Origin of the sequence: Xanthomonas sontii (assembly GCF_040529055.1) — a bacterium.
Taxonomy (GTDB): Bacteria; Pseudomonadota; Gammaproteobacteria; order Xanthomonadales; family Xanthomonadaceae; genus Xanthomonas_A; species Xanthomonas_A sontii.
Genome location: NZ_CP132342.1, coordinates 1234227 through 1251005, shown reverse-complemented (window position 1 = coordinate 1251005; position 16779 = coordinate 1234227). Strand labels below are relative to the sequence as shown.

The window sequence follows — 16779 nt, the reverse complement described above, 5'->3', positions numbered from 1 at the left end:
CCCGTCCGCGTCCTGCGGCGCTCGGCCAACCAACGCAGGACACGGCGCATCCACCTCCGCGACGCGCCGCCGGCACCACGCGGCTGCTACCCTTGCGCGATGGGTTACGAACGCTACGAAACGCCTGCCGCGCTGCCGCCGCGCGAGCGCCTGGGCCAGTATTGGAAACTGCTGCGCGGCGACCGGCCGATCGGCGTGCTGCTGCTGCTGTGGCCGACCTGGTGGGCGCTGTGGCTGGCCGCCGATGGGATACCGCCGCTGTGGACCTTGTTCGTGTTCACCGCCGGGGTGTGGCTGACCCGCTCGGCCGGCTGCGTGATCAACGACTACGCCGACCGCTGGCTGGACCCGCAGGTCGAGCGCACCCGCAGCCGGCCGCTGGCCACCGGCGCGGTCAGCGGCCGCGAAGCGCTGGCGGTGTTCGCGGTGCTGATGCTGGTGGCGTTCGCGCTGGTGCTGACCATGAACGCGCTGACCATCGGCCTGAGCGTGGTCGGGCTGTTCCTGGCCGCCAGCTATCCCTACCTGAAGCGCTACACCTACCTGCCGCAGGTCTACCTGGGCATGGCCTTCGGCTGGGGCATTCCGATGGCCTTCGCCGCGGTGCGCGGCGAGGTGCCGGCGCTGGGCTGGCTGCTGTACGCGGTCAATATCCTGTGGGCCACCGCCTACGACACCTGGTATGCGATGGTCGATCGCGAGGACGACCTGCGCGCCGGCTCCAAGTCCACCGCCATCCTGTTCGGCGAACTCGACCTGGTCATCCAGGGCGTGCTGTACGCGCTGATGTTCGTCGCTCTCGCCTTCGTCGGGCATCGCGCGGACCTGGGCGTGTGGTACTGGGCCGGGCTGGGCGTGGCGGCGTTGCTGGTCGTCGTCGAATTCCGCATGGCCCGGCACCGCGAACGCGCGGCGTGCTTCCGCGCCTTCCTGCACAACAACTGGGTCGGCCTGGCGATCTTCGCCGGCATCGCTGCGGCGCTGGCGCTGCGCGCCGGCTGACACCGACGCGGTTCGGCAGCCCGCTTCGGCGGCGCGCAACAACGCCCTGGCCACAGGCCACGCGATAGCCACGGGTCCGCACGCGGTGCAGGCGCAGCCGGTGCAGCGCTCACGGCACCCGCGCCACCACCCAGGCATCGACCCGTTCGACGCCGGCACGGCGCAGTGCCTTTGCCGCGGCGTGGAGGGTCGCGCCGGTGGTCATCACGTCGTCGATCAGCGCCACGTGCGCCGGCAGCGCCGCCGAATCCGGCACCGCGAACGCACCACGCAGGTTGCGCCGGCGTGCGCGCGCATCCAGTTCGGATTGCGCCGCGGTCGCCCGCACCCGCTGCAATTCCAGGCACAGCGGCAGTGCCAGTGCGCGCGCCAGTGGCCGCGCCAGTTCCAGCGCCTGGTCGTAACCGCGCTGGCGCAGCCGGGCCGGATGCAGCGGCACCGGCAGCAGCGCCTGCGGCCGCGGCAAGGCGGCGCAGCGTGTCTGCAGCAATGCGGCGAGCAGGCGCCCGGCGGCCAGATCCTGATGGAATTTGAAGCGGCGCAACAGGCCATCGACCGGCGCGGCGTACACGCAGGCGCTGGCCACCCGCTCCAGCGGCGGCGGCCGACGCTGGCACGTGCCGCAGACCTGCTCGGCATCCAGCGCCGGCAACGGCAGCGCGCAGCGGCAACAGGCCGCCGCATTCCAGGGCACATCGTCGCGACAGGCGGCACACAGGTCCAGGCCCGGCGCGCCGGGCTCCCCGCACACCAGGCAGCGTTCCGGCAGCACGCGGCGCTGCAGCCAGCGCCAACCGCCGTCAACCAAACCAGCCATCGTGAAGTTGACAGGACGTTGCATGCTTACCAGACTGCCCGCTTTCCCAGCCGCTGACCGTCAGGAAACCCCCATGTCCGCTGTCGTCCGACACGACTGGCAACGCCAGGAATTGCTCGCCCTGTTCGACCTGCCGTTCCCGGAACTGCTGCACCGCGCCGCCGCCGTGCACCGCGAGCACTTCGATCCGGCGCAGGTGCAGGTGTCCACGCTGCTGTCGGTGAAGACCGGCGGTTGCCCGGAAGACTGCGCGTACTGCCCGCAGGCGCAGCGCTACGCCACCGGCGTGGAGGCGCAGAAGCTGATGAGCACCGAGGCGGTGCTGGACAAGGCGCGCCAGGCCAAGGCCGCCGGCGCCTCGCGGTTCTGCATGGGCGCAGCCTGGCGCTCGCCCAAGGACCGCGACATCCCGAAGGTGGCGGAGATGATTCGCGAGGTGAAGGCGCTGGGCCTGGAGACCTGCGCCACCCTGGGCATGCTCGACGGCACCCAGGCGCAAGCGCTGAAGGCGGCCGGGCTGGACTACTACAACCATAATCTGGACACCGCGCCGGATTTCTACGATTCGATCATCCACACCCGCCAGTACCAGGACCGCCTGGACACGCTGACCCACGTGCGCGACGCCGGCCTGAAGACCTGCTGCGGCGGCATCGTCGGCATGGGCGAGTCGCGCGACCAGCGCGCCGGCCTGCTGCAGGCGCTGGCCAACCTGCCGGTGCATCCGGACTCGGTGCCGATCAATCGCCTGGTGCAGGTCGCCGGCACCCCGCTGCACGGCACGGTCGAGCTGGATCCGTTCGAGTTCGTGCGCACGATCGCCGTCGCCCGCATCGCGATGCCGCGGGCGATGGTGCGGCTGTCGGCCGGGCGCGAGAGCATGAGCGACGAACTGCAGGCGCTGTGCTTCTGCGCCGGCGCCAACTCGATCTTCTACGGCGAGAAGCTGCTGACCACCGGCAACCCGGACACCGAGCGCGACCAGGCGCTGTTCGCGCGGCTGGGGCTGCGGCCGATGCAGGTGATGGTGGATGCCGACGCGCACGACCATCCCGGCACCGTGCACGCGGACATCACCGCCCAGCCCACACCGGCGATCGCCGCCGCGCTGGTCTGAGCCTGGGGCGTCCGTCCGCCGATCCGGCCGTCCATCGCCGGCGGCGCCCGGCCCGGCCGGGGACGCGCTACGCTAGCCCGCCAGATGCCCGTCCCGCGCCCATGGCCCGTCCCGACCTGCACGACCGCATCCAGTCCGCGCGCGCCTTGCGCGAAGCGCAGGGGCGCCTGCGCGTGCGCCGCAGCGTCGGCCGCCGCGACGGCGTGCGCCTGGAAGTGGACGGCCGCTGGCTGACCGGCTTCTGCAGCAACGACTATCTGGGCCTGGCGCAGCAGTTCGAAGTGGTCGCCGCCCTGCAGGACGCGGCCGCGCGCGAAGGCGCCGGCGCCACCGCCTCGCACCTGGTGTGCGGCCACCACGCGCTGCACGAGGCGCTGGAACGCGAGATCGCCGACTGGCTCGGCTATCCGCAGGCGCTGCTGTTCGGCAGCGGCTTCATCGCCAACCTGGCGGTGCAGCAGGCGCTGCTGAGCGAGGAAGAGGACGTGTGCGTGCAGGACCGGCTCAACCACGCCAGCCTGCTCGACGCCAGCCGCCTGGCCGGCTGCCGCCTGCGTCGCTACCCGCACCTGGATGCCGAAGGCGCGATGCGCCAGCTCAAGCACGCCGCCGACGGTGCGGCGATGCTGGCCACCGATGGCGTGTTCAGCATGGACGGCGACGTCGCCCCGCTGCGCTCGCTGGCGCTGGTGGCGCGCACGCAACAGGCGCTGCTGTACGTGGACGACGCGCACGGCGTCGGCGTGGTCGGCCCGCAGGGGCGCGGCAGCGTCGCCGAGGCCGGGCTGGGTGTCGGCGACGTTCCGCTGCAACTGGTGACCCTGGGCAAGGCACTGGGCGGCTACGGCGCCGCAGTGGTCGGCGATACCCCGCTGATCCGGCATCTGGCCGAAACCGCGCGGCCGTATCTGTACACCACCGCGCTGCCGCCGGCGCAGGCCGCGGCCTCGCTGGCGGCGGTCAAGCTGGCGCGGCGCGACCAGTGGCGGCGCGAGCGGCTGGTCGAGCTGATCGCCCTGTTCCGCGGCGGCGCGCGTCGCCATGGCCTGGAACTGATGGCCTCGGACACGCCGATCCAGCCGCTGCTGTGCGGCGAGGAGCGCACCGCGCTGGCGTGGTCGGCAGCGCTGGAACAGGCCGGCCACCTGGTCTCGGCGATCCGCCCGCCGACCGTGCCGGAGGGCAAGTCGCGGCTGCGGGTGACCCTGTCGGCGCTGCACACCCCGGCGCAGGTGCAGGCGCTGCTGGATGCCCTGGCGCTGGCGCGCGATCGCGTGGCCGCGCATCCGCCCGGCGTGCCGGCGTGAGCGCAACCGACCTCGCCGCGCGTCGCGCGGTGTGGGACGCGCTGGCCGAGCTGTACCTGGACGATGCGGTCGACGCGCGGCATGCGCAGATCGCCGCGGTACTCGCCGCCTCGCCGTTCGCCACCGACACGCTGTGGCAGATGCTGCGCGAGGACGTGCATCCGCGGCTGGCGCCGAACCTGCTGACGCCGGCTGGCGCCTGGCAGGGCATCGACGGCGACTGGCTGAGCGCGGCGATCCTGCAGCGCCGCGGTGCGCATCGCGTGTCCGCCTGGCGCACCCGCGACTATCCGCGCCAACAGTGGCGCCTGCTGCTGCCGCAGGTGCTGGCGCAGCGCGCGGCACACTGACGCGACGGCCGACGCTGCCTTTCCTGTTCCTTCGCGACGACGGACGACGATGCATATCGACACCCTGGGGCAGGGCCCCGATCTGGTCCTGCTGCACGGCTGGGCGTTGAACGGCGGCATCTTCGCGCCCTTGGTCGAGCGCCTGTCGGCGCAGTACCGCCTGCACCTGGTGGACCTGCCCGGGCACGGCCACAGCCGCGGCGACGACACACCACTGGCATTGCCGCACGTGGTCAGCGCGATCGCCGCGGCCACGCCGCCGGCCGTGTGGCTGGGCTGGTCGCTGGGCGGGCTGTTCGCGCTGCACGCCGCCGCCACGCAACCGCAGGTGCGCGGGCTGGCGATGCTCGCGGCGACGCCGCGCTTCGTACGCGGCAGCGACTGGCCGCACGCGGTGGAGCCGCAGGTGTTCGAACAGTTCGGCCGCGATCTGGCCGAAGACTATCGCGGCACCCTCGAGCGCTTCCTGGCACTGGATACGCTCGGCTCGGCGCACGCGCGCGCCGAACTGCGCACCCTGCGCGAGGCGCTCGACGCCCGCGGCACGCCCGACCCGCACGTGCTGCAGGACGGCCTGACCCTGCTGGAACGTACCGATCTGCGCCGCGCCCTGCCCGGCCTGCGCGTGCCCAGCCTGTGGATCGGCGGCCAGCGCGACCGCCTGGTCCCACCCGCAGGCATGGAGGCCGCCGCGGCGCTGGCGCCGAACGCGCGCGCGCTGATCGTCGCCGGCGGCGGCCACGCCCCGTTCCTCGGCCATGCCGATACGGTCGCCGAGGCGCTGCGTGGATTTATGGCGACGCTGGACTAGCGGCGTCGCGCCGCGCGTTCCACGGTGCTGTCGTAGCAGCGGCTTCAGCCGCGACACGCCCGTTGCGTCGGGTCGCGGCTGAAGCCGCTCTACAAGCGCTTGCGTCGAGCCCGCCGGGCGCACTGTGGGAGGGACTTCAGTCCCGACGCATTGCGCCATCGGAAAGCGCACACCGTCTCGCGCGTCGCACGCTGCATCACAGTTGACTCCCACAAGGCATCACGCGACCCGCACCGACGTCAGAAAGACGCAAGCGGCTCCGCCGTGGGACTCAACTGTCGTGCCGCCGCGACAAGCGAAGCCGAAAGCCGACCGACAGCCTCCGGCGTCGGGACTGAAGTCCCTCCCACAAGGATGCCGGCCACCCCTGTGGGAGCTACTTCAGTCGCGACGCAGGCAGCAAAACGCTGCGCAGCGAAGCCGCTCCTGCACCTGCCGTGCGTGCTCAGTGTCCTCAACGTCGCGGAGCGACGCTGGCCGCCACAGCGCCGATGTCCGATCATCGCGGTTCCTTCGAACGAGAGTGCAAGCATGGACCTGGGAATCGCCGGCAAGTGGGCGCTGGTCTGCGCCGCGAGCAAGGGGCTGGGACTGGGCTGCGCGCAGGCGCTGGCCCGCGAAGGCGTGCATGTGGCGATCGTGGCGCGCGGCCAGGCCGCGCTGGAGGCGGCCGCGGCGCAGCTGCGCGCGCTCGATGGCGGTGGCGAGGTGGTCGCGGTGGCGGCGGACATCGCCACCGAGGCCGGCCGCGCCGCCGCATTGGCCGCCTGCCCGCAGGTCGACATCCTGATCAACAACGCAGGCGGACCGCCGCCCGGCGATTTCCGCGACTGGGAGCGCGAGGACTGGCTGCGCGCGCTCGACGCCAACATGCTGGCACCGATCGCGTTGATCCGCGCCACCGTCGATGCGATGCAGGCGCGCGGCTTCGGTCGCATCGTCAACATCACCTCGGCCGCGGTGAAGGCGCCGATCGACAGCCTGGGGCTGTCCAACGGCGCGCGCGCCGGCCTCACCGGCTTCGTCGCTGGGCTGGCGCGGCGCACGGTGGCGCACAACGTCACCATCAACAACCTGCTGCCGGGGCAGTTCGACACCGACCGCCTGCGCGGCAACATCGCCCACGCCGCGCAGCGTGAGGGCATCGATCCCGCCGACCTGGCCGAACGCAAGCGCCGGCAGATTCCGGCCGGGCGCTTCGGCACCGCGGAAGAGTTCGGCGCGGCCTGCGCCTTCCTGTGCAGCGCGCAGGCCGGCTACCTGAGCGGGCAGAACCTGCTGCTGGATGGCGGCAGCTATCCGGGGACATTCTGAAGAGCCGGGATTGGGGATTCGGGAGTGGGGATGCACAGCCGCGGTCGCGCCGCTTGGTCGGCGCGAGGCGCAGAACATGATGATCTGCGGACCACGCTGGCCGCGAGGGAAAGGCGGCGATAAGGAACCGGCTGGATTCGGCATCGGGAGTACGTAGCGGCGGTCGCGCCGCTGGATCGGCGCGAAGTGCGCAACGCGGTGATCCGCGTCACCGCTGGCCGCGGCACGACGCGGGCGGCGATAATGCGCGGATGGATCCTTCCGCGTTCGACTCCCAGCACATCCGCCGCGCGTTCGCGCGTGCCGCCGCCAGTTACGATGCCGCCGCGGCGCTGCAGCGCGAGGTGCAGGGGCGCTTGCTGGAGTCGCTGGACTACCTCGGCGACCGCGTCCCGCAGGTGGTGCTGGACGTAGGCAGCGGGCCGGCACATGCCGCCGCGGCGATGAAGAAGCGCTGGCCACGCGCACAGGTGATCGCGCTCGACCAGGCACTGCCGATGCTGCAGCAGGCCAAGCGCCAGGCCGGTTGGTGGAAGCCGTTCGGCCGCGTCTGCGCCGATGCGCGCGCGCTGCCGCTGGCCGAGCACAGCGTCGATGTGATCTTCAGCAATCTGTGCCTGCAGTGGGTCGAGGATCTGCCGGCGGTGTTCGCCGGATTCCGCCGCGTGCTGCGCCCCGGCGGCCTGCTGCTGTGTTCCAGCTTCGGCCCGGACACCCTGATCGAACTGCGCGAGGCCTTCGCCCAGGCCGATCGCACCACGCCGCACGTGAGCCGCTTCGCGCCGATCGCGCAGTTCGGCGATGCGCTGATGCTGTCGGGCTTCCGCGATCCGGTGCTGGACCGCGACGTGTTCAACCTGACCTATCCGGACCTTGCCGCGCTGATGCGCGAACTGCGCGCGATCGGCGCCACCAACGCGCTGCAGGCGCGCCGCCACACCCTCACCGGCCGCGGCCGTTTCGCCGCCGCCAGCGCCGCCTACGAGCCGCTGCGCGGCGCCGACGGCACCCTGCCCAGCACGTGGGAAGTGATCTACGCGCACGCCTGGGCGCCGCCGCCGGGCGCGCCGATCCGCGAGGGCGGCGGCGAGATCGCCGCGGTGCCGCTGTCAGCGATCCCGATCCGCCGCCGCGGCGACTGAGCCAGGCAGCACCCGGAACAGCACCCGACCCTGGTACGGTGCCCCCAACACCTGCGCCTGCGCGCCCTGCGCAGCGATGCGCGCGGCCACCTGCGGCCAGGCCTCCTGCTTGCACACCCACACCCGCCCGGCGCGCGGTTGCCGCAACACCGTGAGCAGATCGGCGTCGTATTCGGGACCGAAGCGCGGCGTGTCCTGCAACGGGTCCAGGCGGATCTTGCGTACCTGCGCGCCCAGCTCCAGGCGCAGGCCGTAGCGCGCCATGTCCTCGACGAACACCACCTCGCGCACCGGCGCATCGGCACGCTGCCCGATCGCCTGCGCCCAGGCGCCGGCATCCTTGTGCGTGGGCAGCAGCGCCACGGCCAGTTCGAGCGCCAGCAGCAATCCGCACCAGCCCAGCAGCCACGGCCAGCGCCACGGCGCCCGGCCCTCCTGCGCGCGTTGCCACGCCGCCAGCAACGCCAGCGGCACGAACAGCGGCAGCACGTACAGCGGCAACCGCGAGCGCGACAGGCACAGCACCAGCAGCGGCAGCAGCAGCCACAGGGTCAGCAGCAGCGGCGCGGCCTGCTGCAGGCGCAACGCCGGATCGCGCCACCACTGCCGCAGCTGCCGCGGCAATTGCCAGGCCCAGCGCGCCAGGGCCGGCGTCCACGGCAGCGTGCCCAGGACCAGGATCGGCGCATACGCCACCGCCCAGCCGTACCACTGCGCGTTGCGCCCGAACGCATCGCTTGCCACGCGCTTGACCACCTCGTCGCCGACGAAGTACTGCAGCAATCCCGGATGGCCGTGGATCACCGCCAGGTACCAGGGCAGCGCCAGCACCACGAACAGGGCGATGCCGGAGAGCTGCAGCGCACGCCGCGGCGGCCCCGGCGTCACCGCGTTGAACAGCAGCAGCGCCGGCAGCGGCAGCAGGCCAGGCGGGCCCTTGGTCATGAACGCCAGGGCGAAGCCGGCCCACATCGCCGCGATCCAGCGCTTGCCCTGTCCGGGCGGATGCGCCCGCGCTTCGACGAAGGCCCACACCGCCAGGGTCTCGCAGGCGGCGAGCAGGAAGTCGGTGGAAATCCATTGCGCCGCGCCGAACGGGGCCAGCATGGTCGCGTACAGCAGCGCCGCCTGCGCCGGCAGCTCAGGGCGTTCGGGAAACAGCCGCGCGGCCAGGCGCCACACCAGCAGCACGCACAGCAGGTAGGACAGCGCCGACGGCAACCGCGCCGCCCAGGGCGACGGCCCGAACACGGCGACGCTGGCGGCGATCGCCCAGTAGGTCAACGGCGGCTTGGTCCAGTGCGCCACGTCCTCGCTGCGCCGGGGCGTGAGCCAGTCGCCGCTGTGCAGCATGTTCAGCGCGACATTGGAGTAACGGCCCTCGTCGGCATCCCAGATGCCGCGGGCGCCCAGCAGGGCCAGCGCGAGGGTGCAGGCCAGCAGCGCCACCGCGACGGCCGGGGAACGAAGCAGCGCGCGCATCGGCAGTCCTCTCGGTCGACGCGGCGACCATAGTCACCGCGCCTGCGGCCGCAGATGACGGCCGGCGGACAGTTTTGCGACAGCGCGAACGCGCCGGCCTCAGGCCGGCACGCGGCTCAGGCGGAGACCTGCGCGATCCAGTCTTCCAGGTTGTAGTAGTTGCTCACCCGGGCGATCCTGCCGTCGCGGATGTCGAAGAACGCCCCGCCCGGCAGCACGTAGCGCTGGCCGCGCGCCTCCGGCAGGCCGGTGTCGGTGTGGTGGTATTCGCCATGCACCACGTACTCGGCGGCGGCACGGCCGCCGTCCTGCGCGGCCAGCACCACGATGTCGTGCAACTGCTCGCGGTAGCTGGCGTTCATGCGCTGCAGGAAGGCGGCGAAGACCTCCTTGCCGGTCTCGCGCGCGCCCTGGTTGAGATCGTGGGCGACATCGTCGGTGAGCATGCCCAGCATGCTGTCCCAGTCGCCGCGGTTGAACGCCGCGTAATAGGCCTGCACCAGGGCGATGGCCTGGTCCTGCGCAGGAACTCCGTGGTTGCTCATGGCTGCCTCCCTCGGGCCGTGGAAAGGCCCATCATACGGTCTCGCCGCCGTGCTCAACGCCCCGCTCCAGCAGGTCGCGATGGAAGAAGTACAGCTCCTGCAGCAGGAAGCGCCAGCGGGTCTGGAAGCTGCGGAAACGGCTGCTCGGGGTCGACGACGCCAGCGCGTCGATCTGCAGTTCCTGGCACAGCCGCAGCGCCCGTGCCATGTGCAGCGGATCGCTGACCACGATCACCCGGTGCAGGCCGTGTTCGCGCATCAGCCGCCGCGCCTCGATCAGGTTCTGCCGGGTGGTGCGCGACACCGTCTCGATCAGGATCGCGTCGGCCGGCACGTCGTGGCGCAGCGCGTAGCGCCGGGCCACCTGCGACTCGGCGAAGCGCGCGCCGTTGCCGAAGCCGCCGGTGAAGATCAGGGTCGGCGCGTAGCCGCGCTGGTACAGGTCCAGGCCATGACGGATGCGCTCTTCGAACACCGGCGACGGCTTGGCGTCGTAGGCCGCGGCGCCGAGCACGATGATCGCGTCGGCCGGCGCCGCCTGGTCGCGGTCGCCGACCCAGACGATGTAGATCGCCACGCCCAGCAGCCACAGCCCCAGCAGCGCCGCCAGGCGCAGCAGCCAGCGCAGCCAGCGGAAGCCGCCCCGCGCGCTCATGCCGCGCCCCAGGGCAAGGCGTCCAGGTCGACGTTGCCGCCGGACAGGATCACCCCCACCCGGCGCCCGGCGAAACGCGCCGGCTGCGCCAGCACCGCCGCCAGGGCGATCGCCGAGGACGGCTCCACCACCTGCTTGAGCACCTGCCACAGCAGCCGCATCGCCGCCACGGTCGCCGCGTCCTCCACCACCAGCACCTCGGCCTGGCCGTGCAGCAGGGCGAAGTTGGGTTCGCCGAGGGTGCCGCGCAGGCCGTCGCAGAGCGTGTCCGGGACCATGTCCAGGCGGCGCTCGCCGGCCGCCAGCGAGCGCGCGGTGTCGGCGGCGCCGGCCGGCTCGGCCAGCAGCAGCTGCGCCTGCGGCGCCCGCGCCGACAGCGCCAGGCGGCTGCCCGCGGCCAGGCCGCCGCCACCGACCGGCACCACCAGCAGGTCCAGCCCGCCGCTGACGTCCAACAGTTCCAGCGCCGCGGTGCCCTGCCCGGCGATCACCGCAGGATCGGCATAGGGATGCACCAGGATCGCGCCGGTATCGCGCTGCACCTGCGCGCACAACGCCTCGCGCGCGGCGATGCTCGGCGCGCAACGCCACAGCGTGGCGCCGTGGCGGGCGATGTTGGCGAGCTTGGCGGCGACCGCGCCTTCCGGCACCACCACATGACAGCCGATGCCGCGGGTGCGCGCGGCCAGGGCCAGGGCCGCGCCATGGTTGCCGGAGGAATGGGTGACCACCCCGCAGGCCGCCTGCGCCGGGTCCAGCGCCCACACCGCGTTGCAGGCACCGCGGAACTTGAACGCGCCGCCGCGCTGCAGGTGTTCGGCCTTGAAGTACAGCTGCGCGCCGGTGGCGGCGTCCAGCGCCCGCGAACGCAGCACTGGGGTCGGCCGCGCGTGCGCGGCAATGCGTGCGGCGGCCGCCAGGACGTCGCCGAACTCGGGCAGAAAACGTGAGACCATGCGCGAAAGGGTAGCGTATCGTCGCCAACGTGCAGCGCCCGCGACTCGCGCCGGTTCGCCGTCGTTGCGCGCAACTTAAGCGTTCAAGTGCAGCCGATGGAGTTAAGGGGGGATTCAATGCCACGGACCGAACCTGTCAGCCAGCCTGCTGGAGGGCAAACGCCATGAAACTGCGCCTGATCTGCGCCGCTGGACTGCTGGCCGCACTGGGCGGCTGTGCCACCTACGATTACGCCGGAGGCGGCGAGGGTGGCTACTACCGTGGCGCCCCGTCGGTCGAATACCGCTACCCGGCCGGCTACTCCGAGTACTACTCGCCCTACGGCGCGGTGCCCTACTACGGCTACGGCCCGTCCTATTACGGCTACTACGGGTACGGCGTGCCGTATTACTACTACCGTGGCTACGATGGCCCGCGCCACCGCCCGCCACCGCGTCCGCGGCCGGACGACGGCGGCTCGCGGCCGCCGCCGCCGCCGCCGCCCAGCGTGGGTGGTCGGGTACCGACGCCGTGGCGCGACATGGACCGCCTGCGCCGTCCGGACGCGCTCAATTCGGCACCGCGGCCGCAATCGATGCAGCCGGCCCGGCCGGCGATGCAGCGTCCCGAGGGCATGCAGCGCCCGCCGGCGCCGCGCCCCGGCAATATGGGTCGCAGCAATGGGACACGTCGCACACTCGAACCCTAAGAAAGGGCTTGCGTTCGCCTGTTCCAGCACGCACTCTACGTCCTACGGGGTGACCGCCTGCGTCGCTTTATGACCCGAAGGGGTCGACCCCACCGTCTATGTCGATGTCCGACAGGGAAATCTGGATCCCCCCTGTTCCGGCCCTGTCGGGCGTCGGCGCCTCACAACGAAAAGCCCCGGTTCGCCGGGGCTTTTCGCGTTGGGGCCTTGCCATTGCTGGGGTGGCGCCGGCGACCGGCGAAAAACGGGCATAAAAAAGGGCCGGTAGTCCCCCGACTACCGGCCCCCAGCTCCCCCAACGTGCGCGTGACTGGCCCCTGTTCCAATTCCAGTCATACGCCCCTGACGCATTGCCACGTTGGGTGCAGTGGGAATATCTGCAGATTGCGTGCCAACTTGAGGCCCGGATCCGCAATTTGTGATGCAACCGCTAAAATTCCTGTTCACACCCCGGGCGACGTCCCGTGTCGCCCCCTGCCGCCGGCCCCGCGCCGGCCGACGAGACCCCGATGAGCGATTCCTTCTACCGCCATGACGTGATCGTGATCGGCGGCGGCCATGCCGGCACCGAGGCGGCGCTGGCGTCCGCGCGTGCCGGCGCGCGCACCCTGCTGCTGACCCATAACGTGGAGACGGTGGGGGCGATGAGCTGCAACCCGGCGATCGGTGGCATCGGCAAGGGCCACCTGGTCAAGGAGATCGACGCGCTGGGCGGGGCGATGGCCCACGCCGCGGATCTGGCCGGCATCCAGTGGCGGACCCTCAATGCCTCCAAGGGCCCGGCGGTGCGCGCGACCCGCTGCCAGGCCGACCGCAGCCTGTACCGCAGCGCGATCCGGCGCCTGGTCGAGGCGCAGCCGAACCTGACCGTGTTCCAGGCCGCGGTGGACGACCTGGTGATGGACGGCGAGCGCGTGCGCGGCGTGCTGACCCAGACCGGGCTGCGCTTCGAGGCCGCGGCGGTGGTGCTGACCGCCGGCACCTTCCTGGCCGGCAAGATCCACATCGGCCAGACCCAGTACGCCGGCGGCCGCGCCGGCGATCCGCCGGCCACCGCGCTGGCGCAGGCGCTGCGCGACGGCCGCTTCGGCGTGGACCGGCTCAAGACCGGCACCCCGCCGCGCATCGACGGGCGCAGCCTGGACTACGCGGCGATGGAGGAACAGCCCGGCGACGATCCGCTGCCGGTGATGTCGTTCCTGGGCGAGGTGGCGCAGCATCCGCGCCAGGTGTCGTGCTGGATCACCCACACCACCGAGCGCACCCACGCCATCATCCGCGGCGCGCTGGACCGCTCGCCGCTGTACACCGGCCAGATCGAGGGCATCGGCCCGCGCTACTGCCCCTCGATCGAGGACAAGGTGGTGCGCTTCGCCGACAAGGCCAGCCATCAGATCTTCGTCGAGCCGGAAGGCCTGGACGTGGTCGAGATCTACCCCAACGGCATCTCCACCTCGCTGCCGTTCGACGTGCAGCTGGAGCTGGTGCGCTCGATCCGCGGCTTCGAGCGCGCGCACATCACCCGCCCCGGCTACGCCATCGAGTACGACTTCTTCGATCCGCGCGGGCTCAAGGCCTCGCTGGAGACCAAGGCCATGCCCGGGCTGTTCTTCGCAGGCCAGATCAACGGCACCACCGGCTACGAGGAAGCCGCCGCGCAGGGCCTGATCGCCGGCCTCAACGCTGCGCGCCAGGTGCGCGGGCTGGAACCATGGTCGCCGCGCCGCGACCAGGCCTACATCGGCGTGCTGATCGACGACCTGATCACCCACGGCACCAGCGAGCCGTACCGCATGTTCACCAGCCGCGCCGAGTACCGGCTGCAGCTGCGCGAGGACAACGCCGACGCGCGCCTGACCGGCATCGGCCACGACCTGGGCATCGTCGACGAAACGCGCTGGGCGCGCTTTCAGGCCAAGCAGGAGGCGGTGGCGCGCGAGAACGAGCGCCTGCGTGCGCTGTGGGCCACGCCGGGCAACGCGCTGGGCCGCGAGGTCGCGGCGACGCTCGGCGTGGCGGTGAGCCGCGAGACCACCGTGCTGGACCTGATCAAGCGCCCGGAACTGGACTACGCCGCGCTGATGCGGGTGCCGTCGCTGGGCCCGGGCGTGGCCGACGCGCAGGTGGCGGAGCAGGTGGAGATCGGCATCAAGTACGCCGGCTACCTGGACCGCCAGCGCGACGAGATCGCCCGCCAGCAGCGCCACGAGGACACCCCGATCCCGCCCGCCTTCGACTACGCGCAGGTGCGCGGCCTGTCGGCCGAAGTGCAGCAGAAGCTCGAGCGCGTGCGCCCGCAGACCGTGGGCCAGGCGCAGCGCATCCCCGGCATGACCCCGGCGGCGATCTCGCTGCTACTGGTGCACCTGGAACGCGCGCGGCGCAGCCGGGTGGCGTGATGACGCCTTCGAACGACGCTGCAGCGACCGCGCCCTCCGCCTCGCCCGACATGGCGATCCACCCGATCGCCGCCGACAAGCGCGCTGCCGTGCTCGCCGCGCTGCAGGACATCGAACAGCGCCACGACGTCCGCATCCTGCTAGCCTGCGAATCTGGTAGCCGCGGCTGGGGCTTTTCCTCGCCCGACAGCGACTACGACGCGCGCTTCGTCTATGTGCATCGGCCGGACTGGTACCTCACCGTCAACGAACGGACCGGGCCGGGCGAACCGCAGCGCGACGTGATCGAGTTGCCGATCGACAGCGACCTGGACGTCAGCGGCTGGGATCTGCGCAAGGCCTTGCGCCTGGTGTCCAAATCCAACCCGACCTTGCTGGAGTGGCTGCAGTCGCCGGTGGTGTACCGGCAGGACGCCGCGGCCGTGGCGACGCTGCGGGAGATGGCCGAGCGCTTCTATTCGCCGGTGGCGACCTGGTGGCATTACTTCAGCATGGCCAAGGGCAATTACCGCGGCTATCTGCGCGGCGAGCGCATCCGCACCAAGAAGTACCTGTACGTGTTGCGCCCCGTGCTGGCCTGCCAATGGATCGAGCGTGGGCACGGCATGCCGCCGATGGCCTTCGCGTCGCTGCTGGACGCCCTGGTTCCCTCTGGCGCCCTGCGCGAGGCGATCGATGCCTTGCTGGACAAGAAACGCGCATCGGCCGAGGTCGAAGACGGCCCGCGGATTCCGGCGATCAGCGATTTCCTGGACGCGGAGCTGGGCAGGATGGAAGCAGGTGCCCCGCAACTGCCCGCTGGCAGCGGCGACCAGCGCGCGCTGGACGACGCCTTCCGGCAGTTGCTCCGCGCCACCCCGCGCTGAGGGCGGCGCGGCAGACGGGTTGCGTGTCAGCCTACAGATCTGCAGCGGGTGCGTTGCGCTCGGTCGATGTGAGCAAAGCGTCCAGCGCACGCAGGAGCGGCTTCAGCCGCGACCGGACCGCATATCGGCAATGCCCTGTCGCGACTGAAGCCGCACCTACGACGGATGCGACGGGTGCAGTGCGGCAGGCGGGGCAACGCACGCCACCGCGGGCGACGATTGCCGGGAAGCGGGACGCGCTGCGGTTGGACTCACTCTTGCGCGGCCACCGGCAGCAGCCGCTGGCGCAGCAGCAGCGCGGCCAGGTCCAGGGTTTCGCCGGCCACGCGCATCACCCTGCCCATGTTGATGAAGCCGTGGATCATGCCGGGGTGGACGCGCACCAGGGTTTCCACACCCGCCTCGCGCAGGCGCTGCGCATAGTGCAGGCCTTCGTCGTGCAGCGCGTCGCGCTCGGCGAGCACCACCAGCGCCGGGGCGACACCGGCCACGTCCGGCGCCACCACCGGGGAGATGCGCCAGTCCGACGCCAGCGACGGGTCCGGCAGCAGCTGGCGGTCGAAGTAGCGCATCGCCGCTTCGGTCAGCGGCGGGATGCCGGCGTTGTGCACGCGCGAGGGAAAGGGATTGTCCGGGCGCACGTCGGTCAGCGGATAGATCAGGATCTGGCAGCGCAGGGCGATGCCGGCATCGCGCGCGTCCAGCGCGGCGCTGGCCGCCAGTGCGCCGCCCATGCTGTCGCCGGCGATGGCCAGGCGCTGCGGATCGGCGCCGACCTCACCCGGGTGCGCGGCCAGCCAGTGCACCACCGCGATCACGTCCTCGATGCCGGCCGGCGCAGGATGTTCGGGCGCCAGCCGGTAGTCCACCGCCAGCACCTGGCAGCCGGCGCGTGCGGCCAGTTGCCGGCACACGTCGTCGTGCGAATCGAGGTCGCCGACCACACCACCGCCGCCATGCGCGTAGAGGCAGGTCGGCGCCGGGCCCGCGTCGAGGCCGTGCGGGCGGTACAGGCGCAGCGGAATCGGGGCGGCCGGGCCCGGTGCCTGCAGGTCGCGGACCTCGGCCATCTCCACGCGCGGGAAACCGAATTGCGCGGCGACGCCGCGCATCATCGCCCGCGCCTGGGGCAAGGGCAGTTCCTCCATCGGCGGCTGCCCGGACTGCTGGGCCTGGGCGAAGAAACGGACGACGTCTGGATCGAAATACATGGGTGGCCCTCCCGGGCGGCTGCGCAAGCGGCGTCGGGCTAATTGTTATTCTCCATAACCATTTCCGCAAATAAGCGAACCGGAACGCCGATGCGCGGTAGCCGACGGGTCAGCGG

General features: G+C 71.9%; 16 protein-coding genes. 10 read left to right on the top strand and 6 right to left on the bottom strand.

Annotation, left to right across the window (positions count from 1 at the left end; translation table 11 throughout):
• Positions 1 to 99: 99 nt before the first annotated feature.
• Entirely contained in the window at positions 100 to 1002 is a 903-nt protein-coding gene (gene ubiA / locus RAB70_RS05440) for a 4-hydroxybenzoate octaprenyltransferase (RefSeq protein ID WP_148827442.1), read from the top strand.
• Between the two features lie 109 nt (positions 1003 to 1111).
• Here ubiA and RAB70_RS05435 read toward each other — a convergent pair whose 3' ends face one another.
• The gene (locus tag RAB70_RS05435; protein ID WP_408068860.1) at positions 1112 to 1843 is read right to left on the bottom strand and encodes a ComF family protein; all 732 of its coding nucleotides are present in this window, start codon (positions 1841 to 1843) and stop codon (positions 1112 to 1114) included.
• A 49-nt stretch (positions 1844 to 1892) separates the two neighbouring features.
• Between RAB70_RS05435 and bioB the strand changes: the two genes are divergently transcribed.
• From bioB to bioC, 6 genes are all read left to right on the top strand, one after another.
• A complete protein-coding gene (gene bioB / locus RAB70_RS05430) occupies positions 1893 to 2936 on the top strand; it encodes a biotin synthase BioB (RefSeq protein ID WP_017914166.1) in 1044 nt (347 codons plus the stop codon).
• 101 nt (positions 2937 to 3037) lie between these two features.
• Entirely contained in the window at positions 3038 to 4243 is a 1206-nt protein-coding gene (gene bioF / locus RAB70_RS05425; protein WP_148827446.1) for an 8-amino-7-oxononanoate synthase, read from the top strand.
• Complete coding sequence (locus tag RAB70_RS05420; RefSeq protein ID WP_148827448.1) at positions 4240 to 4593, top strand: hypothetical protein; 354 nt, start codon at positions 4240 to 4242, stop codon at positions 4591 to 4593. The genes bioF and RAB70_RS05420 overlap by 4 nt, the downstream gene beginning before the upstream one ends.
• A gap of 49 nt (positions 4594 to 4642) precedes the next feature.
• The gene (bioH, locus tag RAB70_RS05415) at positions 4643 to 5404 is read left to right on the top strand and encodes a pimeloyl-ACP methyl ester esterase BioH (RefSeq protein WP_148827450.1); all 762 of its coding nucleotides are present in this window, start codon (positions 4643 to 4645) and stop codon (positions 5402 to 5404) included.
• A gap of 531 nt (positions 5405 to 5935) precedes the next feature.
• Positions 5936 to 6718, top strand: coding sequence for an SDR family oxidoreductase (locus RAB70_RS05410; protein WP_148827452.1), 783 nt, complete (start codon positions 5936 to 5938; stop codon positions 6716 to 6718).
• Between the two features lie 251 nt (positions 6719 to 6969).
• Positions 6970 to 7860 carry a malonyl-ACP O-methyltransferase BioC gene (bioC, locus tag RAB70_RS05405; RefSeq protein WP_043094308.1) on the top strand — a complete coding sequence of 297 codons (891 nt, stop codon included), beginning with the start codon at positions 6970 to 6972 and terminating at the stop codon, positions 7858 to 7860.
• Here the strand turns inward: bioC and RAB70_RS05400 are convergent.
• From RAB70_RS05400 to RAB70_RS05385, 4 genes are all read right to left on the bottom strand, one after another.
• Complete coding sequence (locus tag RAB70_RS05400; RefSeq protein WP_148827454.1) at positions 7828 to 9342, bottom strand: glycosyltransferase family 39 protein; 1515 nt, start codon at positions 9340 to 9342, stop codon at positions 7828 to 7830. The genes bioC and RAB70_RS05400 overlap by 33 nt on opposite strands.
• A 116-nt stretch (positions 9343 to 9458) precedes the next feature.
• Positions 9459 to 9887, bottom strand: a complete 429-nt coding sequence (locus RAB70_RS05395) for a ketosteroid isomerase-related protein (RefSeq protein WP_148827456.1) — start codon at positions 9885 to 9887, stop codon at positions 9459 to 9461.
• 31 nt (positions 9888 to 9918) lie between these two features.
• The gene (locus RAB70_RS05390) at positions 9919 to 10554 is read right to left on the bottom strand and encodes a YdcF family protein (RefSeq protein ID WP_081616554.1); all 636 of its coding nucleotides are present in this window, start codon (positions 10552 to 10554) and stop codon (positions 9919 to 9921) included.
• Positions 10539 to 11498 carry a pyridoxal-phosphate dependent enzyme gene (locus tag RAB70_RS05385; protein ID WP_148827458.1) on the bottom strand — a complete coding sequence of 320 codons (960 nt, stop codon included), beginning with the start codon at positions 11496 to 11498 and terminating at the stop codon, positions 10539 to 10541. The genes RAB70_RS05390 and RAB70_RS05385 overlap by 16 nt, the downstream gene beginning before the upstream one ends.
• A 164-nt stretch (positions 11499 to 11662) precedes the next feature.
• Here RAB70_RS05385 and RAB70_RS05380 point away from each other — a divergent pair, with 164 nt between their 5' ends.
• The 3 genes from RAB70_RS05380 (at position 11663) to RAB70_RS05370 (ending at position 15452) form a co-directional block, all read left to right on the top strand.
• A complete protein-coding gene (locus RAB70_RS05380; RefSeq protein ID WP_148827460.1) occupies positions 11663 to 12187 on the top strand; it encodes a hypothetical protein in 525 nt (174 codons plus the stop codon).
• A 509-nt stretch (positions 12188 to 12696) separates the two neighbouring features.
• Positions 12697 to 14586, top strand: a complete 1890-nt coding sequence (gene mnmG, locus RAB70_RS05375; protein WP_148827462.1) for a tRNA uridine-5-carboxymethylaminomethyl(34) synthesis enzyme MnmG — start codon at positions 12697 to 12699, stop codon at positions 14584 to 14586.
• A complete protein-coding gene (locus RAB70_RS05370; RefSeq protein WP_225851496.1) occupies positions 14586 to 15452 on the top strand; it encodes a nucleotidyltransferase domain-containing protein in 867 nt (288 codons plus the stop codon). The genes mnmG and RAB70_RS05370 overlap by 1 nt, the downstream gene beginning before the upstream one ends.
• Positions 15453 to 15703: 251 nt before the next feature.
• On the opposite strand, the gene RAB70_RS05365 is transcribed toward RAB70_RS05370, so the two are convergent.
• Positions 15704 to 16663 carry an alpha/beta hydrolase gene (locus tag RAB70_RS05365; protein ID WP_148827464.1) on the bottom strand — a complete coding sequence of 320 codons (960 nt, stop codon included), beginning with the start codon at positions 16661 to 16663 and terminating at the stop codon, positions 15704 to 15706.
• Between the last annotated feature and the right edge of the window lie 116 nt (positions 16664 to 16779).